The sequence below is a fragment of the Hyphomonadaceae bacterium ML37 genome (genome assembly GCA_027627685.1).
GTDB lineage: Bacteria > Pseudomonadota > Alphaproteobacteria > Caulobacterales > Maricaulaceae > Oceanicaulis.
The window spans coordinates 746,517-767,385 of the sequence record CP091241.1 but is presented as its reverse complement, the minus strand read 5'-3'; the positions used below and the strand labels follow the sequence as shown (position 1 = coordinate 767,385).

Below are 20,869 nucleotides of genomic sequence, written 5' to 3'. Positions count from 1 at the left end.
TCGGCTCCTTCAGAAGCTCACGGCGCTGACACTCACCAACGCCAGCAGAATCGATACGATAACGGCGCCGATGACAAGACCGGCCAGGATGATGACCAGAGGTCCGATCAGTTGTGCGGCGCGGCGCGCATCATTCTGAACGCGTGTTTCATAGAAGCGCGCAAGGCGTTCCGCAGCCGGCGCGAGATCACCCACCTCCTCGCCCACCGATAGCAGTTCGGCGGCGAGCATGGGCAGCACATCGCTGGCCTCGATCCGCTCGGCGAACCCGCGCCCTGCCCGCACCTCTGCGAGAGCCTCGGTGAGGCGATGGACCGCCCAGGTATTGCCGGCCGCCCGCGCAGCCAGCCGCAGCGCAGGTGCGGCGGACAACCCATTGCGCAGCAAAAGCGCGAGCACCCGGCAGAACTGGGCAGCCACCATCATGCGCGTGGCCAGCCGAATGACCGGCGTAGTGATCAGCCAGCGATCGAGCGCCAGGCGCACCCGCGGCCGGGACAGGCCAGCACGCAGCGCCAGGACGCCAAGGACCGCCGCCGCCAGCAAGACGGGCGCATAGGCCGTCAATCCGCCAGCGATGGCGAACACGGTGGCCGCTAGAGGCGGGACCGGAGCGCCCATATCGATGAACAGGCGCTCGAACGGTGGCAGGATGAAGACAATCAGGGCCGTCACAGACAGGCCGGTGAACACCAGCAGGAAGGCCGGGTAGATCAGCGAACCGCGAATCGAAGCGGACACCGCCTCCATCTCCTCGCGCGAATCTGCGAGCTCGCCCAGCGCCCGGCCCAATGCCCCGCCCGCCTCTCCGGCTTCCGCAATTTCGGGAAAGGGCGGGGGGAACAGCCCGGGACGCGCGCTGAACGCCTCGGACAGGGCCGCACCGCCGCGCACATCGTCCAAGAGACCTGTCGCAGCGGCTTTAAGCCGCCGGTCCCCGGCATGGCGCGTCAACGCCGCAAGCGCCGGCTCCACGCTGAGTCCCGCAGCTGTCAGAACAGATAATTCGCGCGCGACCCGGGTGGCGAGCTTGCGGTCGCGAGACGTCGTACGCGCCACGGGCCTCGCGGTGGCGAGGGCGACATTGAACGGCGTCAGACCGGCTGACGCCGCGGCGGCGACCGCCGCCGCTTCATCAGCCGCCTCGATCCGGGCGGTTTCCTCGGTTCCGTCCGGCCTCACCGCCTTGACCGCATAAACCGGCATCGCGATCAAACCTCGCCCAGAACGCGGAAAACTTCGGCTGGACTGGTGATTCCAGCCTCGATCTTGGCCCGCGCATCATCCAGTATCGAGCTTGCGCCGGCCGCCCTGGCCGCACGCTCAATCTCGCCCGCCGAAACGCCATCACGCAAAAGCTCGCGGACGTCGGCGCCCGTCTCTATGAATTCAAATACGCCGACCCGTCCGCGATAGCCGGTCTGCGAGCAGGACGGACAGCCCGCAGCGTCGAAAGCGCGCCTCAATCCCTTGGGCGGCTCCACCTCGACTTTGCACGACGTGCACAGCACGCGGACCAGACGCTGGGCGATCAGCAGGCGCAAGGTCGAGCGCAGAAGCGACGGATCCACGCCCATATCGATAAGACGCGGCCCCGCGCCAGCCGCTGTGTTCGCGTGGATCGTGGCGAGCACGAGATGTCCTGTGAGCGCGGCGTTGACAGCGATCTCTGCCGTCTCGCGGTCGCGCAGCTCCCCCACCACAATGACATCCGGGTCATGGCGCAGCACCGAGCGCAGCGCCGTGGCGAAGGTCAGCCCGATCACGGGATTGACGGCGATCTGGTTGACCCCGTCGATCTGGTACTCGACCGGGTCTTCAATCGAAACCAGTTTGCGGCCGGGAACATTCAGCCGGTCCAGCGCCGCAGCCAGCGTTGTGGTCTTGCCCGATCCGGTCGGTCCGGACACAAGGATCAGGCCATAGGGCGCATCAAGCTGCCGCTCGAACACCGGCCGGTGTCCTGGCGTGAGGCCGAGATCATCCAGCTTCACTTCACTGTCGCGGTCTTCCAAAAGGCGGATAACGACACTTTCGCCATGGGCGGTCGGAGCCGTGGCGACGCGCAGGTCGATCGCCCGCCCGCCCAGGGTCAGGCGCGCGCGGCCATCCTGAGGACGGCGGCGTTCGGCGATGTCCAACCCGGCCAGAATCTTGATCCGGCTGGCGACCAGTCGCGCCAGACCGGGAGGCGGCGCAGGCCGGTCATGCAGGACGCCGTCAATTCTGAAGCGCAGGCGCAACCGGTCCCGGAACGGTTCGATATGGATGTCGGAAGCGCGCCGTTCCTGGGCCTCGGCAACAATGTCCGACACCAGACGCACCACGGGCGCCTGGCTGGCGATATCCTTGAGCTGGTCGGTATCCGCCTCGCTCTCGCCGGCTGCGGCCGCAATGGCCGATTGCAGCCCGCCGCCCGGATCGGCGCCGCGCCAGCGGGCATGAGCCGCTTCAATATCGGCGACGCTGGCGACTTTGAGCAGGACCTGCTTGCCCGACGCCAACCGGACCCCGTCGGCGCCGGCCGGATCGGTCGGGTCTGCGACGGCCAGGGTGATCGTCGTCTCGTCCTCCAGGATCGGCGCCGCCAGCACCTCGGCCAGAAAGCGCGGCGCGGCGCCGCCTGCGGGCGGCGGTGAGGGCGGAAAGGCCTCAGCGTGCACGCGTTCAAGCCCGCAATGGGCCGCCAGCGCGTCCGCGATCGCAGCATCGGACGCCGCGCCCAGACGCCGCAGCGCGCGGGACAGGCGTTCCCCGGATTCAGCCGCCAGACGCCGCGCGCGCGCCTGATCCGCGACCGACAAGCCGAGCACGCGCTCCAGCCAATCGCGGGAATCGGGGGCGCCCGCCATCAGATCACACCACCCGATGCTTCAGAATGGCGCGCAGGTGGCGATCAACCAGCCCGGTGTCGTAGTCGCTCACCGAGCGCACGAAACGCTCCCATTCAAACAGGCGGGGCATGCCGATCGGGTTGGACGCCAGCACCTCTCTTTTGAGAAAGGGAAATCCGTCCAGGATCAGCCGGTCCCAGAAATAGTGGGTCGGGTTCATCGGCGCGCTGACATTGGCCAGATTGAGCATGGAATCGATCAGATTGCGCTCGGTTTGCGTCAGGCGGCTTTTTTTCATAGCCAGCACTTCAGCGGCCTCGCTGGCAAAGCCCTGCACGAGATCCCGGTAAGGGAAAAGCGCGGCGCAATTTAAGCCTGCCTTGTGGAGCACCGCCGTCAAACCGATCTCCCGGTTTCGGATCACCCAGGACTTCGAGTTCACGTGCTTCCACTGGCGCCACATGGTGCGGACATCGGGATGCTGCAGGGCGCGCCGGTGATACAGGATGAAATAGCTCTGCAGGTGCCAGCGCGTATCCCAACTATCCGTTAGCCCCCATACATCCGCCTCGTCCGGCTTCATCCGGTCCAGCATGGGCTTGAGCGGCTGGAACGGGCCATACACGCTGTCATTGGCGAAGATCACGCTGTCGAGACGATCATAGTCGGGGGCGAGCATCAGTCCGTCGCGCCAGGCGCCGAAATCGTAGCCATGGTTGTGACGCCACGCGACCAGTGCGCAATGCCTGGCCGCCTTCTCCTGCTCACGTACCGGGAAGACCGGGCTGTTGGAGACGAGGATCACCGTGCGCCCTGCCCGGGTGAGCGCATCCATCTGATGGATGAGGTAATCGTGCACCCGCCCTGTCTTGTCGAATGTCACCAGAATGGCAAGATCGGCTGCACCCTCAAGGGGGTGCGCACCGGGCAGCAAGGACCGTATGGTGGGACGGCCGCTGCGCAGCGCCGCAAGCCACCAGGAGAATGCCTGAGCGACATAGTCCTCCCGCCGGCGCTGAGCAAACAGCAGCCGGTACGGCCAGGCCAGTTTGCGTACCAATTTCGTCATCATTCTGAACGGTCCCCGGTCAGCGTCAGATCATCAATGAAATGCGGCCCACTTGTGAAAGAACGCATCAAGTCAAAACAACCCGCTCACAGCCACTAATCTGGTGCATCTTCACCCTGGAAAAAGGTTTGCCCGGCCTGTTTCAGCGCCAGTTTTTCATGTTCGCGCGCGACACCCGCTTCGGCATCGTCGCAAGCTAGCTCTGCCGCGCGCGCAAACCAAGCGGCCGCTGCGTCCGCCTGGCCCAGCGCATTCAGCATCCACAGCCCCATGGCGAAAGCGCTGGGCTGGGAGATCGCCGGATGATGATGGCCCGCAAGGCCCAGCCGCCGCGCCGGGCCGGCGCCCGCAACCATATCGTCCGACTGCATGGCCGCAATCAGCGCGGCGCCATCTTCGTCAATGCGGGACGTTTGAGCCTGTTGCGCGGCGGCGGCCCTGAACGCCTCGAACGCCGCCTGCTGATCGGGATCGGTCATCGCATCGCGCGCGGCGGCGAAGCGTCTTTCGGCCTCCTCCGGTGCGCCGTTTTGAAGCGAGAGCATGCCCATCGCCCCGATCGCCAGCCCATCGGTGACGCTGAGCGGATGCGCAGTCCGGATCGTGGCGTCCAACAGGGCGTGAACGTAAATCTCCAGCGGCGCTGCAGCGCTGTAGGAGCCCGTCAGCACGCTGCCGGAGAACACCCTCAGCACCGCCTCGCGCCATAGATCCTCGGGCAGGTGTGCGGCTTCGGGGACCAGTCCCAGGAGGTCGGCGCAGGCCTGGTCGGGCCGGCGCGGCGCCGCGAGGATCGCCGCATGCAAGATCGCGCGGCGCACGCAATCCTCGGTCTCCCGGCAGGGCGCAGCCAGCTCCTTGAACACCAGACCCGCCGACCGCCCGACGCGTACGCAGGCGCGATAGCAGATTTCAGCGTCGCCGGCGCGCCCCTGATGCTCGCGCAGACGCGCTGTGTAGAACAGCGCGATGGCCAGATTGAGCGGGTATTCGCTGGCGTAGCGGCGCACCGCACGGCGCGTCTTGCGCCATCCGGTCTCGAAGACCGGATGCAGCTGGGACGGATTGTTGAGATCGATCGCATATTCACGCCGCCAGCGCAGGGTCAGGGCCTCCTGCGCCTCGGCGGCGTCCTCGAAATCACCAGCATGAATGCATTCCTTGAGCAGGCGCACCGCGAAGCCGGCATAGAGCGCGGGATCGTCCGCCAGATCATCGCGGCGCGTGCGCAGATACTGGCGGAACAGGGCGCGCGGCGGGCGGGCGTCGAAATCCACCTCCACCGGCCGGCGCGCGGCGACCGCGAGCAAAGTCTGGTCCCGGCTCGTGACGTGAATATGCGTCAGCCCGGCCCGCACGAGCGCCGCCTTCAACCCTTCAGCGGTAAAGATGACGATGTGATGGCCGGCCACGACAATCTGGAGCAGGGCGATGTCCGGCAGGTCGGAAGACACTGCGGCGGCGTCAGGGGTTGTGAGCATCAGCACCCCGTCCTCGCTCGCCGCAGAAACCATGGCGGCCAGAAACGGGTCCGGGTCGCGAACATGCTCGATCACTTCGGAACTCAGCACGCAATCAAACGGGGCGCCCGGCGCCGGCTCGCTTGCCGACAGATAGCCACGCGTCAGATCGTAGCCGAGATCGGCCGCACCGACAGCGGCGATACTGGACGGGTCCATCCCTCTGGCCCGCCAGCCCAGGGCCCGCGCCGCAAAATCGACGGAAAACCCGTACCCGCCGCCCACTTCGAGATACGCCGTGGCATCCTCGTGGCTCACCCAGGCCAACGGCGCGAGCATGGCGTCGAGGCCGGCCCCGATTTCCAGATAGAATTTGCGCGACAGATCGGCGTCGCGCCGGGACTCGTACGCGATGGGTTGCGCATCGGGGTAATGCAGGCTGCCGCAGGCATCGCAGCGATACAGCGCATAACGCTTGCGAGGCTCGAACGGCGGGCTGGCGTCGATCACCTTGTCCATGACCGAGCGGGTCCGGCAGGCCGGGCAGACAAGATCGCGATAGCCGTCACCGCGCCACACGACCCAGGGCTCCGTCCAGAGATGTTCCTTCCTGGACCGCCGGAACGCGGTGCGTCTCGGCTTCAGAGACGCGCCAGGCAGCGCCATCATGACGGCCACACAATCAGGCCCGGCCATACGCCGGCCTGAACCGAGACGACAAGATGCGCTGCGAACGCAGCAAGTGCGAGACCCGGCCCGAACGGAACGGCCATATCCGCCGGGATGCGGGTCCCGGCCAGCCTGGCGATCCCAAGACCCAGCAAAGTCGCCGCCGCGGCGCCGGCGATGATCCACGGCAAGGCCAATGGCGCGGTCCACGCCCCTGCCGCCGCCAGCAGTTTGGCGTCGCCCATCCCCAGCCCTTCGCGCCCGCGGGTCCGCCGGTACAGCCAAGCCACGGCCCCAAGCGCGGCAAATCCCAGGACAGCGGCGGCCGCCCCCTGCACCGCCGCGTCAGGTCCGCCGCGCAGCAGCGCCGCGCCAAGGCCGGCCGGTATCAAACCAAGGGTCACCACGTCAGGCAGCTCCAGTGTGCGAATGTCGGCGAGCGCCGCAAACAGCAGCGCCCATCCGAACAGGGCGGCCAGCCAAGCGCCCGCACCGCTGGCGACGGTCACGCAAGCCGCCGCAATACCGATCGCCAGCAGCTCCCCGACAGGGTGCAGCGGCCAGATTGCGTGCGTTCCGCACCGGCAACGGCCACGCTGGGCGACATAGCCGATGACCGGGATCAGTTCACCGGCGGTCAGGATGCGGCCACACCCGTCGCAGGCGGAGCGGGCGGCCATCACACGGCTCCAGTCCGGCCAGGCGCGCGCGGCCATCGTGATGAAACTGCCAACGAAGGGACTCGCCGCAAGAAGAAAAATCTCTACCGGCAGGATATCCATATTACCCAATCAGCCTTCCGGACGCAGCAATTCCATCCGCCGGCGCAGGTCCTCCGTCGCCGAGGCGACGTCGTCGTCATTATAAATGACCCGGGGCGTCAGAAAGATCACCAGCTCGGTCCGGCTGGTCACGACCTCGGTTGAACTCAAGGCGTCACGCAGGCCCGGAATGCGATTGATCAGCGGAAGGCCGCGCCGGCCCGCGTCGCGATTTTCATCAATCAGACCGGCCAGCACGATGGTCTGACCGGAGTTTACGGACACGGTCGTGTCGACATTGCGCGTGGAAATCGTCGGTGTAAGGCCGGCGCCCGCAGCGGCGCGCGAGACGTTGGACACCTCCTGCGTCACGGTCAGCGTCACGCGCCCGGTGGAGCTTACCCGGGGTGAGACCACCAGGATGACGCCGGTATCTCGATACTCCACGGTGCTGACCAGGGGCGAGTCCGGATTGATGACGCTGGACGATGTGCGCGTGACCACCGGCACCTGATCGCCGACGCGGAACGAGGCCGTCTGGTTATCCAGCACCATCACCGACGGAGACGAGACGACGGTCAGGTCGGTGATGCGCGACAACGCGTCGAGCGTGAAGCGCGGGCCCCCTGCGCTTTCGATGACGAAGTTGAATCCCGGAAAGGTCGGGCTCGGCTGGAAGCTGTCGCCGGTCGAGAACCCGCCCCGGCTGGTGTCGCCCACGCGGTCAAGGCCGCCGCTCTCGAAATAGAACTGGACGCCGTATCTCAATGTATCGTTCAGCGTGACTTCCGCGATCACCGCATCGATCAACACCTGGGCGGGCGTCCGGTCGAGGGCCATCAGGGCGCGCTCGACCATGGCGTGGCCAGGCGCATCGGCGAGCACCAGAAGCGCGTTGTTGATGGGGTCGGCGATCACCCGGTAACCGCCCTCGCCCGCGGCGCCGGAGCTGGCGCGCGCCGGAGCGGTCCGGGCCGTCGCCTCGCCCAGATCAGGGGAGACGCCGCTGCTTATGGGCGCCCCGGCGCCCAGCAATTGATTGAGCAGGTCGGCCGTCTCCACAGCTTTCCCGTTTTCGAGAAAGTAAGACCGCAGAGTTGATCCCGACGCGCCACCCATATCGAGGCGCGCGGCCCACTCGCGCGCCCGGTCCAGCAATTGCGGGCTCGCCGCAACGGCCAGCACGGCGTTCAGCCTGTCAACCGACTGCAGGCGGAGCGAGCCGGCGCTGGCGCCGTCGCCGGACGACTGGAAGATCGCGTCCATTTCCGCAATCACGGTGTCCGGCGTGGCGTTGACCAGCGGAATGAGCGCAATGGACATGCCTGCCATCCAGTCGACATCAAACGCCGCAATGGCGTTGGCGGCGTTGCTGCGCTCCCCCGAACTGCCCACAATCAGGATGAGATTGCGCGCCGTGTCGGCCCGAACGGCGCCCGAACGGGTCACCACCGAGTCCAGCAATTGGCGCATATTGGACGCAGACACATAGCGCAACGGCACGACGCTGACGCCCCATCCCGGCCGACCGGGATCAGACAGCCGGCCAAGCCCGGAGGCCTGGGCCTCTCCCGCCGGCAAAATCCGGTAAACGCCGTCAGCGCGCACCAGAGAGGCGTTGTTCATCGCCAGCGTGGCCTCGAACAGCGCCAGCAGCGCGTCGCGCGACACTGGGCGCGGCGTGGACGCCGTAATCCTGCCCGTGACGCGAGGGTCGACCAGATAGGGCTCGTCGAGCAAATCCCCCAGAATGATCTGGGCGACCTCCTCAAGTTGCGCCTCTGAAAAGTTAATTGTGTAAGCGCCGCCCTCTACACGTTCTGCGTCAGGGCGAATGGCGCCGACGCGCGGCATGCGCCCGTAGCTGACCTGTTCTTGTACACTATCGGCCGCCGAAGCGCTCTCGGCGGCAGGCCTGACCGGCGGCGTCTGGATACGCGTCTGTTGGCTTTGAGCCGGGGGAAGCCTGGCCAGTGGATCAATCACGACATCGCGCGGGCCGGGGCTTTCGCAACCGGCCAGGGTCACAATGGCTGCGGCGATGACCAGCCGAGTTACAGGCACCATCGATTCGATCCCGTTGGTCGGAAATTTCCCCTCACGCGCCAATTAAGCACATGTGGCGCAGCGGCCCAAGCGGTTGGGTGCGGACGGCGAATCCGCCGGATTGGCGCCGCCGCCCACCGGACCGGCGCAACTGCGGATTCCAACCTTCTTGGCAGCGGCCAATCTCTGAATTTCGACCCGCCCTCTGTATAGTCGGATTTCAAGGCGGCGGGCCGCAGACTGCGTGTCACGCGCGACGTTCGCCGATCCCGCCGCTCGCGAGCAGATCTGGAGTTTTGAGAGATGTACGAGCGCACTGACCCCCTTGTGATCATCGGGCCGGAACCGGCGGGTCCCGGACGGGGGATACTGGTGTTCGGCGCGCCGCGCGGGGGCACCTCGATGACGGCGGGCGTCATGCGCATCATCGGCGTGGATATGGGCGCCCGGCAGAGCGAGGCCAATAACGAGGATCTCGATATCCAGGAGGCGCGCGGTCCGGTCGAGTGGCTGGCCGATCCGGCCTCGCTCGACTACGCCGCAGCCTTGGCTCACATGCGCCCGGTGATCGAGCGGCGGGCCCGCGGCGGCAATGTGTGGGGCTGGAAAGATCCGCACGGCGCGCTGTACGCCCGCGACGTTGTGCCCATGCTGCCCACCGCCAGAATGGTCATCGTGATGCGCGACCCGGCGGCGGCGGCGATGCGCACGTCGATGCTGACCGGTACGCCGGTGACCACAGCGCTGACCGACGTGCTGGCGCTCCTGACGCGGGCGCTGGATGTCCTTGCCGACCCGCCCTGCCCGGTCGCGCTGGTGAGCTACGAAAAAGCCCTTGTGCGTCCCGAACGGTTCGTGGAGCAGATCGCCGCGTTCTGCGGGCTGGAGCCCGGCCCGGAGCAGGCGCGTGAAGCGCAGGCGTTCATTTCACCTGAACGCGGACATGGCGCAACCAAGCTCCCCGGGTGGCCGCGCCAGGGCGCGCTATAGGCCAGACAGCACAAGGGGCCCGCTTGCGCGGGCCCCTCGGCAGGTCTGGACTGGAAGCGATCAGTCGTCGTGTTCAGGCAAGGCTTCCAGCTCGGCGCGCGCCATGGGGACCTGGACACGACCTATGCGCCAGTGATCGCGCTGTTTTCGCTGGCTGCGCTGATGGCGCTGGCGGTGGGCTGGAGCACGGGCGGGCCGCTTTTGCATGTGCTGACCGTGGAGCGCTTCATCGCCATCTCCATGGTGCTGCTCGGCCTGCAGAAGCTGACCAATGTCGACGCCTTCGCCACCATGTTTCTCAATTACGATCTGCTGGCGCGGCGCTGGGTCCCCTATGGGCGGATCTATCCGTTCGCCGAGGCCGGGGCGGGCGTGCTGATGCTGGCAGGCTCCCTCATCTGGATCGCCTCGCCCGTGGCGCTGTTTATCGGGACCATCGGCGCAGTCTCGGTGTTCAAGGCCGTCTATATCGACAGGCGCGAGCTGAAATGCGCCTGCATGGGCGGCGACAGCCGGGTGCCGCTGGGCTTCATCTCGCTGACTGAAAACCTGATCATGATCGCCATGGCGATCTGGATGCCGCTGCGCATGTATGGGTTGATGTGACGGGTGGCGGAGGGGATGGCGCCGCTTTGAGTTCGCGGTGAATTTGCCTATCCTCACCGGCACGACGGATCATCAGGAAAGCGACAGACATGGCCAGACAGGGTGTGAGCAGGCGCGACTGGCTTCGCGGATCGGCGGCCGCCATCGGCGCCGCGGGCGCCATGGGCGCGGGCGCGCAGGCGCTGGGCCAGGAGGGCGGGTCCGAGCCGTCGCTGGCGGGCCAGACCATCCTGATCACAGGGTCATCCTCCGGCTTCGGGCGGCTAGGTCGTGGACTCATAAGCTCTGATCCAGAGTCTTGCTGATGCGAGTGCGATGGCGGCCAGGAAGTTTCTGGCCAGCTTTTCGAATCGTGTGGCGCATCGTCTGAAGTGCTTGAGTTTGCAGAAGTAGCGCTCGACGAGATTGCGTTGGCGATAGATGTGCGGCGCGACCGATCGCTGGACCTTGCAGTTTTTCTGGGTCGGGATGTGAGCTGTGGCGCCCATGGCTTCGATCTGCTCCACAAGGGCGCGGGCGTCGTAGCCGCGGTCGGCCACCACATGGCGGGCGCGGCGCAGGGTGGATATCAGCTCGGCGCCGGCGCTCTTGTCACCAGCCTGGCCTTGAGACAGGGCCAGGCGGATGGGCAGACCCTGATCGTCCACGATGGCGTGGATCTTGGTGCTCAGTCCCCCGCGAGAGAGACCGATGGCGTGATCCGGACCCCCTTTTTTCCGCCTGCGGCGTGCTGGTGGGCGCGGATGATGGAGCTGTCGATAAAGGTCATCGACTCTGGAGACTGGTCGGCCAGAGCATTGAAAACACTCACCCATACCCCCGCCTTGGCCCACCGGTTGAAGCGGTTGTAGACCGTCGTGTACGGGCCGTAGCGCTCCGGCAGATCGCGCCAGGGCGATCCCGTCCGCAATATATAGAAAATCCCGTTCAGCACACGCCGGTCGTCCGTGCGCGGCACACCGCGCGGCTTGTTCGGCAGGAGCGGCGCGATGATCGACCACTCCGCATCACTCAAATCAAATCGGGCCATGACCAAACTCCCTTCAAGGAGCTTGAATCACGACCCAGCTGATTTGGGAATCCCGTTTATGGGTACAGAACCTAGGGGCGGAGCATTATGCGCGCCTTGGCGCGCGGGTGTTCGCCACCATGCGCCATCTGCCCCGGCCCGAGGCCGATGAGCTGACAGCTCTGGCCGAGGATGAAGGGCTCGCCATCGAAGTGGTGGAGATCGACGTCACGTCCGAGGACAGCGTGGCGCGCGGCGTCGCGGCGGTGCTGGAGCGCACGGGCGGCACGCTGGACGTGCTGATCAACAATGCCGGCATTGCGGTGAGCGGGCCCATCGAACTTCAGGACATGGAGGCCACGCGCCTCATGTTCGAGACCAACACCTATGGCCCCCACCGCATGGCGCGCGCGGTGCTGCCCGCCATGCGCGCGGCGGGTCACGGCCTGATCGTGCAGATATCCTCGCAGCTCGGCCGGGCGATCGCGCCGGGCCTGGGCCATTACTCGCCCACCAAGTTCGCGCTGGAAGCCATGAGCGAGGGCATGGCCTATGAGCTGGCGCCCCATGGCATCGACGTGACGATCATCCAGCCGGGCGGCTATCCCACGCAGATATGGGAAAATTCGAGCGTGCTGACCGGCGCGCTGCGCGAGCGGACGCCGGACGCGCTGATCGCGGCCTATCCCGAGCTGACCGCCGGCATGGGCGAAGTTCGCGGCGGGGGCGGCAGCACCGATCCCATGGATATCCCGGTCGCCATTGCGCGTGTCATCGCCAGCCCGCGCGGCGCCCGGCCCCTGCGCCTGGCGGTGCATCCGGGCGCCCGGCCCCAGCTCGCCATAAATGACGCAAGCCGCGACGCCCAGCTGGCCATGCTGGGCGCCTCGCCCTTCGGGCCCTGGGTGCGCGACGTGCTGGAGCGCTGAGGCGCCGCTTCTCTCCCATCAGAACGCCAGCGCGCTGACGATCCCTGACAGATCTTTCCCTATCCGTCCGTTCCGTCCGCGCCGGGGGTGCAATACGCGCCTGTGAACTTTGCGCTTGCGCGCCTGTGTGGCACACAGTACTGTGTCGCGCATGGTGAAATCTGATGACCCGTATCTGAAGCTTGAGCTGGAATTGCGCCGGGGCGCGATCGTGCTGGCCGCCTTGTCGCAACTGAGGCAGGCCCAGTACGGCTATTCCCTGCGTCAGGCGCTGGCGGCGCGGGGCATGGAGATCGAGGAAGGCACGCTCTACCCGCTGCTGCGGCGGCTGGAGACCCAGGGCCTGCTCACCAGCGAATGGCGCACACAGGACGGGTCGCACCGGCGCTATTACGTGCTGAGCCCGGATGGCGCGCAGCTCTACGCAAAGCTTTCAAACTCGTGGCGCGCGCTCAGCGCCGTCATGGATGGTCTGGTCAAGGACGGAGCGGGACAATGAACGCCCATGAGATGATTGCACGCTATGCCCACGCGGTGGCCCGGCGCCTGCCCCGGGCCATGCGCGCCGATGTCTGTGCGGAGCTGGAAGCGCTGCTGATCGACGAGCTGGAGGGCCGATCCGGCGGCGGCGAGCCGGATGAGGCGGCCGCGCGCGCCCTGCTGAGCGATTTCGGCGATCCCGCGACGGTGGCGCTGACCTATCACACGCCCGCCCCGGTGATTGACCCGCGCGATGCGCAGCTGTTCGGGAAAATCACGCTCGCCGGCCTGACCGCGCTGGCCGTCCTGGCGTTCAGTGTCGCCCTGTCCGATCCGGGCGCCGCCAGTGATCCCGGCGCATCCTCGCGCATCGCCGACGAGGCGGCGATGCTGGCGCTGCAGGGTCTGGGCGCTCTGCTCGCTGTGTTCTGGATCGTCGGCGCAGTGCGCCGGTGCATGCTGGAGCGCGCCTGGTCGCCGCGCACGCTGGCGCCGGTGCGTGACCCGGACGCGGTCAACCGGCCCCTGATGGCGCTCGCCGTCGGTTTCTGGAGCGCCGGGCTCGCCGTCCTGATCGCGGGGCCGGCGCAAGTCTTCGACCTGGCAACGGGCGGGGCGGCGCCGGCGGCGCTCATCGAGGCTTTCACCTATGATGCGGCGTTCGTAGCGGAGCGCGCGCCATTCCTGTGGTCGATGCTCGCCGCCGCCATCATTTTCACCGCCTGGCAGATTTTCGGCGGGCGCCGCACGCCCCTGTGGCGCCGCGTCGAAGCGGTGATCACAGTCTTGCTGTCCCTCATGCTGTTCCAGATCGTGCTGGCGGGCGACATCTTCGCCGCAGAACCGGCCAACCAGTACATGAAGCTTGCCATGGCGCTGTTTGGCGGCTGGGGGCTTATCGACGGAATCAGCGCCCTGCTGCGCGACTGGCGCGAGCGCCGCACAGGCGCTGGCGGCCCGGTCCCGTTCTGAGGCGGCCGCCTACCCCACTGACCGGTCGGCCTGCAGCACCAGCTTGCGGTAATCGTTCAGGTCGCCGTCATAGCGCGAGGCCTTGCCGTCCTTGACCAGCCAGAGCTGATCGGCGGTGCCTTCGGCCAGATAGACGTCGTGAGTGATCAGGACGACCGCGCCGTTATAGTCATTGAGCGCGTAGATCAGCGCTTCGCGGCTGTCGATGTCCAGGTGCGAGGTCGGCTCGTCCAGGATCAATATGTGCGGCTTCTCCATGGCCATCAGGCCCAGCAGCAGCCGCACCTTCTCGCCGCCCGACAGCTTCTCGATCTTGGTCTCCACCTTCTCGTGAGAGAAGCCCATGGCGGCGGCGGCAGCGCGCTGCCTGGCCGGCGGCGTGTCCTTGGGCAGGGCGTCGCGCACATGCTCCAGCACCGTTTCGCCCGGGTGCAGCTCATCCATCTGGTCTTGCGAGAAATAGCCGATGCGCAGCGAGCGCGGCGCCACCCGGTCGCCTGACAACAGCTCCAGCCGCTTGGCGATGGATTTGACCAAAGTGGTCTTGCCCTGACCATTGGCGCCGACAATGGCGATGCGGTCTTCGGGGTCGAGGCGCAGATCAATGCCCCTCAGGATCACCGCATCCTCGCCATAGCCCACGGACGCATCGCGCAGCTGCAGGAGCGGCGGGGACAGCTTGTCGGTGGAAGTGGGGAAGGAGAACGGCGTCGTGCGCTCTTCCAGCGGCACGGTGATCTCCTGCATTTTTTCCAGCATTTTGACGCGCGACTGGGCCTGGGTGGCCTTGGAGGCCTTGGCGCGGAAGCGGTCGATGAAGGCCTGCAGATGGGCGCGGTCGGCGTCCTGCTTGGCGCGCTGGCTCTCCAGCAAGGCCGTCTTGGCCGCGCGCAGCCTCAGCCAGGCGTCATAGCCGCCGGGCGAGACCGACAACTGCCTGTGCTCCAGCGCCATGGTGTGGGTGACGCAGCGATTGAGCATCTCCCGGTCGTGGGACACCATCAGCACGGTGTAGGGATATTTCTTCAGATAGGCCTCAAGCCAGGCCGCGCCTTCCAGATCGAGATAGTTGGTGGGCTCGTCCAGCAAAAGCAGGTCGGGTTCGGAGAACAATACGCCGGCAATGGCCGCGCGCATGCGCCAGCCGCCGGAAAACTCGCGCGTCGGGCGGTAGAGGTCGGCATTGGTGAAGCCCAGCCCCATCAGCACGTCGGCGGCGCGCGCCTCTGCGGACCAGGCGTCGATATCGGCCAGGCGCATATGGATCTCGCCGATCCGGTCGGGATCCATGGCCGTTTCGGCTTCCTGCATCAGGGCGTGGCGCTCGGCGTCGGTGGCCAGAACCACCTCCAGGATCGTGTCGTCGGACGGCTCGACCTCCTGCGCGACCCAGCCCATGCGCGCGCCCTTGTTGAGGCGGATCGCGGAATCGGGCGACGGGGTCTCGATCTCCTCGCGGATCAGTTTGAGCAGCGTGGACTTGCCCGTACCGTTGCGGCCGACCAGGCCGACCTTCCAGCCGCTGGAAATCTGCGCGGACGCATTCTCGAACAGAGAGCGCGCTCCAATGCGGTAATCGAGATTTGTGATCGTGAGCATGGGTGCGGTTTAGCCATGCCAGCGCGCGGCGCAATGGGGCGGCGCGGGCGCAGTGCACCTGACAGGCGGCGGAGGCGGCTTTTTCGCCAGCCCGCAACATTTATGTTGCGCTTTTCGCACCGGCCCGCCAACATGCAACTTATTTGTTGCATAATGGAGGCGTTCATGGACGATTCGATCATCAAGCAGATTCACCTGGCCGCCCCGCCTGAGCGCGTATGGCGCGCTTTGAGCGATGCTGCCGAGTTCGGCCAGTGGTTCCGCGCCGAGGTGACCGGCGAGATGCGTGAGGGCGCCACGGTCCGTTGCCGCGGCCTCTATCCGGGTACGGAGCATATGCATTGGGACATGCGCATCATCACGATGGAGCCTTTGCGGCGTCTGGTCTGGGAGTGGCCGGCCTTCTATCCTGCAGACTTTCCCGACGATCCGGAGAGCGATGCGATGCTGACGGTGGAGATCGCCCTTGCGCCGTCCGGCGCGGGCACGCAGCTGACGCTCACCGAAAGCGGATTCGCCGGACTGCCCGGTGATCACCGCATGACGGCGTGGCGGCGCAATGAGGATGGCTGGGGGGTGCAGATGACCAATATTGCTGACCATGTTGCGCGCTGACCCCCGATCCGGCGCTGTCGCGCCCCTGTTCGCGGCGCTGGGCGATCCCACGCGGGCGGCCATTATCGGGCGTCTGGCGCGCGAGGGCAGCCTGTCGCTCACCGATCTGGCGCGCGGCGCCCCGATCAGCCGCCAGGCGGTCAGCCGCCATGTCGGCGTGCTCAGCGAGGCCGGTCTGGTAAGCGCCCAGAAACAGGGCCGCGAGCTGCGCCTGTCTGTGCGGCGCGAGGCGCTGGACCCGGCGGCGGCCTGGCTGTCAGACATCTCGGCGGCCTGGGACGACACGCTGGCGCGCCTGGCGGCCCATATCGAGGAGAAGCCCTGAGGGGCGGCGATTGCAGAACCGCAACAGGATCTATGGCCGCCAAGCCAGTCAGACGAGCGCGACTGTCGAGGCGGGTTCGACCGCGTGCAGCTGGCCGAGGTGATCCGGGTCTGCCGGACCAGCGCATCCATGAGCGCCAGCGGCAGCGCCCTGTGCGCCGCCTCGCGCTCGAGGAAGCAGGGCGCCAACAATGCTGACCGTTTGCGCAAATATCTCGACCGGTTCGGACTGAACTGGATCGATCTGACCGGCCCGGATCGGTCTGGCGGTGAGTCCGGCCGGAACGCACTGGCGGCGCGCGGCGTTGGACATTCGAGGCGCGCCACGACCGCCGCGCCGAGCAGGCAACGCCAGAGAGTTCATGGATGAAGGACGCACCCGAGAGCCGAGGCGATATGGCTGCGGGGCATGCGCCGTCCGGCGGCGCGAGGGCAGCCGGATTGCAGCCATTCGTGATCCGGGTCGCGGTGGTCGCTGGCGCCATCGCGCTCCTGTTCCTGGCGTGGCAAGGGCGCCAGGCCTTGATGCTCACCTTCGCTGCCGTGGTGGTCGCGGTCATCTTCCACGCCGCCGCCTGGCCGTTCGAGAACTGGGCCCGCCTGCCCCGGCGCTGGGCGCTGGCCGCTGGCGCGCTCGCCATCGCCCTGGCCATGGGATTGATCGGCTGGCTGGTCGGATCGCGCATCTCAGAGCAGTTCGGCGAGCTCGGCTCGGCCTTGCGCAACGCCGAGCCGACGATCCGCGGCTGGATCGGCCTTGATGCGTCCGGCGGCGGCGGTGGCGATGACGGATCGGGCCAGAACGGGGGAAACAGCGGAGGGGTAGCGCTTGAGCCCTATATCGATTGGGCAATCAATGCGACCTCATGGGGTATCGGCGCGGCGGGCGCGCTGGCCCTGCTCGTCCTGGTGATCGTGGCGGGCTATTTTCTGGCCTCCGAACCCGGCCTCTATCAGCGCGGGACGGCGCTGATGTTTCCCAAGGGCCAGCAGGACCGGGTCGAAGACGCGCTTGAACTCAGCGGCATCGGCCTGTTCCGGTGGGTGCAGGGTCAGGTCATCTCCATGACCATTGTCGGGATGCTGATCGGTCTGGGCGCCTGGGCCATCGGCCTGCCGGCGCCCATTGCGCTGGGCCTGTTCGCCGGGCTCGCCGCCTTTGTGCCCATGATCGGACCCGTTGTGGGCGCGGCGCCGGCGCTCGCCCTCGCCGCGACAGAAGGCGGCGCGGCATTGCTGTGGGCCGCAGGGCTGATCCTGGTGGTGCAGCAGGTTGAATCCAACATGATCATGCCGATGGTCGAGCGCCGCACCGTGCATATCCCGCCCGCCCTGCTGTTGCTGAACGTGTTTTTGTTCGGCGCAGTGTTCGGCGGCGTGGGCGTGATCGTGGCCGCGCCGCTGACGGTGGTGGTCTTCGTACTTGTCAAAAAGCTCTACGTGACCGACGCGCTTGGACATAGCGTCGAGCTGCCTGATCGGCCATAAGCCTGCACTATCCCACTGAGTGGTCACGGCAACCAATGGCGCCCCGGCGCGTTGTTCAGGCTATGCCTCAGGCTGACGGAGTGACCATGGCGCGCGCGCTGCACCTTCTTGTGAACCGGAATGCAGGCGCGTTCACCCGCGGCCTCACGATCGAAGAGGTCGTGACGGGGCTTGAAAGCGCGGGCTGGTCCCCGGTCACCGCCGCTGACATCACCGGCGATGTCGGGGCGGGAATCGAGATCGCAATCAAGGCAAATCACGACTACCTGGCCATTGCCGCAGGCGACGGCTCGGTCGCGGCTCTCGCCACGGCGCTGTGCGCCCTCGATGATCCACCGCCTCTGCTTGTGCTGCCCGCCGGCACCGCCAATCTGCTCGCCCGGCGGCTGTGCGGCGAGGCGGACATGGCCTCGGTCGTCGCCGCATCGGCGGACTGGACGCCGCGCCGGATTCCGTTTGGCCGCGTGGATGGCCGTGTCTTCATGATCGCTGCCGCCGTCGGCATCACGCCCGCCTTCGCCCGCGCGCGCGAACTGCTGCGCGAGCCGCCCCATGATGGCCGCCTGACCGCCATCTGGCGCCAGGTGCAGGCGGGGATGCGCACCCTGTCCACGCGCTATATCGGCTTTCTGATCAATGATGAAACGCAATACCGCCCGGCCAAGGCGGCCTATATTTCGGTGGGGCGCATGGGCGACGCCCATGCGCGCGACGGCCAGTCGGAGTTTGAGCCGATGCTGGAGATCTATGCCGGGCGGCCGTTCGGCGTGATCGACATGACGGTCATGGTGGCGCGGGCCGCCTTCAATGATTTTGAAAACCAGCCCCGCGCCTGGCGCACCAGCGCGATGAGGATCGAAGCCCACGCCAAGCGGCGCATCCCGCTCATCGTGGACGGCGAGCCGATCCACGCCCGGGCGCCGGTGGTGTTCGAGTTGATCGAAGATGGCCTGTGTGTCATGTCCCCCAAGGTATGACCCGTCTCCTGCACATGGCCGATTTGCATTTCGGCGACGAAAGCCAGCCTCTGGTCGATTCCCTGAGGGAATACTGCCAGGCTGATCCGCCCGACGCGGTAATCGCCACAGGCGACTTCACCCAGGCCGGGCGCCGCGTCGAGTTCGACAAGGCGCGCGGCTTCTTTGAGTCCCTCAATGTCCCTGTTGTCGGCGCGCCGGGCAATCACGATGTGCCGGTCTACGCGCTCGATCACCGCTTCATGACGCCCTGGCAGCGCTTTCACCGCCTGGTGGGGCCGGTCGTCTCGCCGCGTCTGAAGACGGACGCTTTCCATGTGGAGACCCTGCACACGGCGCGGCGCGCACAATCGCGCCTGGACTGGTCGCTGGGGCGCGTGGCGCATCGTGACGTGAAAGCGCTGGTCGACCGGTTCGATCCGCAGGACGGCGCGATCCGCATCGCCGCCTGTCATCACCCGCTGATCACACCGGAGGAGTCAGGCCGCGGGCGCACCCGCCGCGGGCCGGAAACGGCGACCGAACTAGCGCGCCATTGCAGCCTCGTGCTGACGGGGCATCTGCACCGCACATTCGCCGTCCCGATTGAGCATGACGGAAGCAATTGCTGGTTTGTGGGCGCCTCCACCGCCTTTTCCGGGCGCACCCGGATTGAACCGGCGGGGTTCAACGAGATTGTCCTTGAGGCTGATACAATCCGCCTGGTCCACTACGAAGCGGATCAGGCCGGCCGGTTTCATCCCGCCCGCGAGCAGGTTCTTCCACGAACACGCTAGTGATGGCGCAGGGCGTGGATCAGCTCGGCCTTGGTCATGCCGGAGCGTCCGTCAATGCCGATCTCTTTGGCGCGGTCATAGAGCGCATCCTTGGACCAGTCTTCATAGGGGGAGGCCTGACCGCCCTTTATCGACGGCTCGCCGCCGGCCGCCCGGGCGTTGGCGATGCGCGCGGCCTTCTCTTTGCTCGCGCCGTCCTCGCGCAAGGCTTTGTAAGTCGCTTCGTCCTTGATGGAATTGCGTTCCTTGCCAGCCATGGTCAGCCTCCTTCGTCAGCGTGATCAGACGCCGGGCGCACGGGCGGAGCAGCCATGGCGCGCCGTTCGAGGTGGCGGCGGAGCAGCGCCACATTGCGGTTATTGGCCTTGAAGCCGACGTCAAAAAGGTCGCCCACCAACGGGATCGCTCCGATCAGAAAATCGATGGCGATATTGACGATCATCCGTATCCGCAGCGACACCGGAACGCCCATGCGGCGGGCCTCGAACAGAATGTACAGCGCGGGCAGCGCGGCGGCCGCGTCACCAAGGCCGGGCACGAGGCCAAGAATGGGATCGAGCCCGAAGCGGATGCCGGTGCCCGGAATGCGGAACCGGCTGTCCATCAGCCGCGCCAGCTGCTCCAGCCGCTCCAGCGCCCGCATGTGTTCCATAGGAGCCTAGCGCCGCGCGATGATCCAGACCGCATGCACGATGCCGGGGATATAGCCCAGCAGCGTCAGCAGAATGTTGATCCAGAACTGAACGCCGATGCCGACCTGCAGGAACACGCCCAGCGGCGGCAACAGAATGGCGGCGATGATGCGGACAATATCCATGAAAATTCCTCTTTGGCGTGGCGGCGCGGTGCGCGCCTTCGCGCAGGACTAACGTCTGGCCGGCGGGGCAGTTCCGCCACTGCCTGCCGAAGGCGGCGCCCGGCGGGTGCGATCCGGACCCGGGACCGGGCTCGAAACCGGCGGTCAGGCGGCGCGCCTCAGCGGTCCCGGCTCCCCGCGTCTGTCTCGCGCAACGGGCGGGCGATGCAATCGGGCGCCTTGTCTTCTATCGCGCACAGCCACCGATCAAGCTTTGGATTCTTGACACGCCGCCGGTGAAGCCAGTGCCTGGTGCTTTGCGACGCCGTCACGATCATCGCGGCGCCCAGAGCGATCAACACAATCCCGAACGGAATGGGGGTCCATGACAGAGCCAGCCCCGTCAGCATGATGATAATGGCGAGCGTCTTGATGAAAACTGACATGGCAAGTCATGGCGGCTGCGCTG

Annotated in this window: 22 protein-coding genes; 10 read left to right on the top strand and 12 right to left on the bottom strand. The window is 66.8% G+C overall.

Translation table 11 applies throughout. The annotated features are described in order from the left end of the window. Positions 1-9: 9 nt before the first annotated feature. From L2D01_03855 to gspD, 6 genes are all read right to left on the bottom strand, one after another. A complete protein-coding gene (locus tag L2D01_03855; protein WBQ10920.1) occupies positions 10-1,206 on the bottom strand; it encodes a type II secretion system F family protein in 1,197 nt (398 codons plus the stop codon). A gap of 5 nt (positions 1,207-1,211) precedes the next feature. Then, the gene (locus L2D01_03850) at positions 1,212-2,852 is read right to left on the bottom strand and encodes a GspE/PulE family protein (GenBank protein ID WBQ10919.1); all 1,641 of its coding nucleotides are present in this window, start codon (positions 2,850-2,852) and stop codon (positions 1,212-1,214) included. A gap of 4 nt (positions 2,853-2,856) precedes the next feature. Beyond that, positions 2,857-3,906 (bottom strand): rhamnan synthesis F family protein, encoded by a 1,050-nt coding sequence (locus L2D01_03845; GenBank protein ID WBQ10918.1) that lies wholly within the window; start codon positions 3,904-3,906, stop codon positions 2,857-2,859. Positions 3,907-3,998: 92 nt separating this feature from the next. Continuing rightward, positions 3,999-5,942: a class I SAM-dependent methyltransferase gene (locus L2D01_03840; protein WBQ10917.1), complete on the bottom strand. Its 1,944-nt coding sequence runs from the start codon at positions 5,940-5,942 to the stop codon at positions 3,999-4,001. Between the two features lie 86 nt (positions 5,943-6,028). Continuing rightward, on the bottom strand, positions 6,029-6,712 hold the full coding sequence (locus tag L2D01_03835; GenBank protein WBQ10916.1) for an A24 family peptidase: 684 nt from the start codon (positions 6,710-6,712) through the stop codon (positions 6,029-6,031). A gap of 111 nt (positions 6,713-6,823) precedes the next feature. Continuing rightward, positions 6,824-8,860: a type II secretion system secretin GspD gene (gspD, locus tag L2D01_03830; GenBank protein ID WBQ10915.1), complete on the bottom strand. Its 2,037-nt coding sequence runs from the start codon at positions 8,858-8,860 to the stop codon at positions 6,824-6,826. A gap of 282 nt (positions 8,861-9,142) precedes the next feature. On the opposite strand from gspD, the gene L2D01_03825 reads away from it, so the two are divergent. Together L2D01_03825 and L2D01_03820 are read left to right on the top strand one after the other, a co-directional pair. After that, on the top strand, positions 9,143-9,829 hold the full coding sequence (locus tag L2D01_03825) for a sulfotransferase (protein ID WBQ10914.1): 687 nt from the start codon (positions 9,143-9,145) through the stop codon (positions 9,827-9,829). A 69-nt stretch (positions 9,830-9,898) separates the two neighbouring features. Further along, entirely contained in the window at positions 9,899-10,435 is a 537-nt protein-coding gene (locus L2D01_03820; GenBank protein ID WBQ10913.1) for a hypothetical protein, read from the top strand. Positions 10,436-10,698: 263 nt separating this feature from the next. On the opposite strand, the gene L2D01_03815 is transcribed toward L2D01_03820, so the two are convergent. Continuing rightward, positions 10,699-11,465, bottom strand: a protein-coding gene (locus tag L2D01_03815) for an IS5 family transposase (GenBank protein ID WBQ10912.1) whose coding sequence is annotated in 2 segments (ribosomal slippage) — positions 10,699-11,156 and positions 11,156-11,465 — 768 coding nt in all. Because the reading frame shifts where the segments join, the coding sequence is not laid out codon by codon here. 119 nt (positions 11,466-11,584) lie between these two features. On the opposite strand from L2D01_03815, the gene L2D01_03810 reads away from it, so the two are divergent. From L2D01_03810 to L2D01_03800, 3 genes are all read left to right on the top strand, one after another. Next, positions 11,585-12,373, top strand: coding sequence for an SDR family NAD(P)-dependent oxidoreductase (locus tag L2D01_03810; protein WBQ10911.1), 789 nt, complete (start codon positions 11,585-11,587; stop codon positions 12,371-12,373). A gap of 151 nt (positions 12,374-12,524) precedes the next feature. Then, positions 12,525-12,872, top strand: coding sequence for a PadR family transcriptional regulator (locus L2D01_03805; GenBank protein ID WBQ10910.1), 348 nt, complete (start codon positions 12,525-12,527; stop codon positions 12,870-12,872). Then, entirely contained in the window at positions 12,869-13,825 is a 957-nt protein-coding gene (locus tag L2D01_03800) for a hypothetical protein (protein ID WBQ10909.1), read from the top strand. Before L2D01_03805 ends, L2D01_03800 begins: the two co-directional genes overlap by 4 nt. Before the next feature lie 9 nt (positions 13,826-13,834). Here the strand turns inward: L2D01_03800 and L2D01_03795 are convergent, their stop codons facing one another. Further along, the gene (locus tag L2D01_03795; GenBank protein ID WBQ10908.1) at positions 13,835-15,424 is read right to left on the bottom strand and encodes an ATP-binding cassette domain-containing protein; all 1,590 of its coding nucleotides are present in this window, start codon (positions 15,422-15,424) and stop codon (positions 13,835-13,837) included. Positions 15,425-15,589: 165 nt separating this feature from the next. On the opposite strand from L2D01_03795, the gene L2D01_03790 reads away from it, so the two are divergent. The 5 genes from L2D01_03790 to L2D01_03770 all read left to right on the top strand — a co-directional run bounded on the left by L2D01_03790 (position 15,590) and on the right by L2D01_03770 (position 19,604). Then, complete coding sequence (locus L2D01_03790; protein ID WBQ10907.1) at positions 15,590-16,039, top strand: SRPBCC family protein; 450 nt, start codon at positions 15,590-15,592, stop codon at positions 16,037-16,039. After that, positions 16,026-16,364, top strand: a complete 339-nt coding sequence (locus L2D01_03785; protein ID WBQ10906.1) for a metalloregulator ArsR/SmtB family transcription factor — start codon at positions 16,026-16,028, stop codon at positions 16,362-16,364. The genes L2D01_03790 and L2D01_03785 overlap by 14 nt, the downstream gene beginning before the upstream one ends. A gap of 365 nt (positions 16,365-16,729) precedes the next feature. Beyond that, positions 16,730-17,851 carry an AI-2E family transporter gene (locus L2D01_03780; GenBank protein WBQ10905.1) on the top strand — a complete coding sequence of 374 codons (1,122 nt, stop codon included), beginning with the start codon at positions 16,730-16,732 and terminating at the stop codon, positions 17,849-17,851. A gap of 86 nt (positions 17,852-17,937) precedes the next feature. Beyond that, positions 17,938-18,828: a hypothetical protein gene (locus tag L2D01_03775; GenBank protein WBQ10904.1), complete on the top strand. Its 891-nt coding sequence runs from the start codon at positions 17,938-17,940 to the stop codon at positions 18,826-18,828. Beyond that, entirely contained in the window at positions 18,825-19,604 is a 780-nt protein-coding gene (locus tag L2D01_03770; GenBank protein WBQ10903.1) for a metallophosphoesterase, read from the top strand. Before L2D01_03775 ends, L2D01_03770 begins: the two co-directional genes overlap by 4 nt. Here L2D01_03770 and L2D01_03765 read toward each other — a convergent pair. The 4 genes from L2D01_03765 to L2D01_03750 all read right to left on the bottom strand — a co-directional run bounded on the left by L2D01_03765 (position 19,601) and on the right by L2D01_03750 (position 20,846). Further along, positions 19,601-19,861, bottom strand: coding sequence for a Rho termination factor (locus L2D01_03765; GenBank protein WBQ10902.1), 261 nt, complete (start codon positions 19,859-19,861; stop codon positions 19,601-19,603). The genes L2D01_03770 and L2D01_03765 overlap by 4 nt on opposite strands. 2 nt (positions 19,862-19,863) lie before the next feature. Then, the gene (locus tag L2D01_03760) at positions 19,864-20,247 is read right to left on the bottom strand and encodes a DUF4112 domain-containing protein (GenBank protein WBQ10901.1); all 384 of its coding nucleotides are present in this window, start codon (positions 20,245-20,247) and stop codon (positions 19,864-19,866) included. Positions 20,248-20,262: 15 nt separating this feature from the next. After that, positions 20,263-20,421 (bottom strand): YqaE/Pmp3 family membrane protein, encoded by a 159-nt coding sequence (locus L2D01_03755; protein WBQ10900.1) that lies wholly within the window; start codon positions 20,419-20,421, stop codon positions 20,263-20,265. Between the two features lie 158 nt (positions 20,422-20,579). Continuing rightward, complete coding sequence (locus tag L2D01_03750; GenBank protein ID WBQ10899.1) at positions 20,580-20,846, bottom strand: hypothetical protein; 267 nt, start codon at positions 20,844-20,846, stop codon at positions 20,580-20,582. Positions 20,847-20,869: the final 23 nt, after the last annotated feature.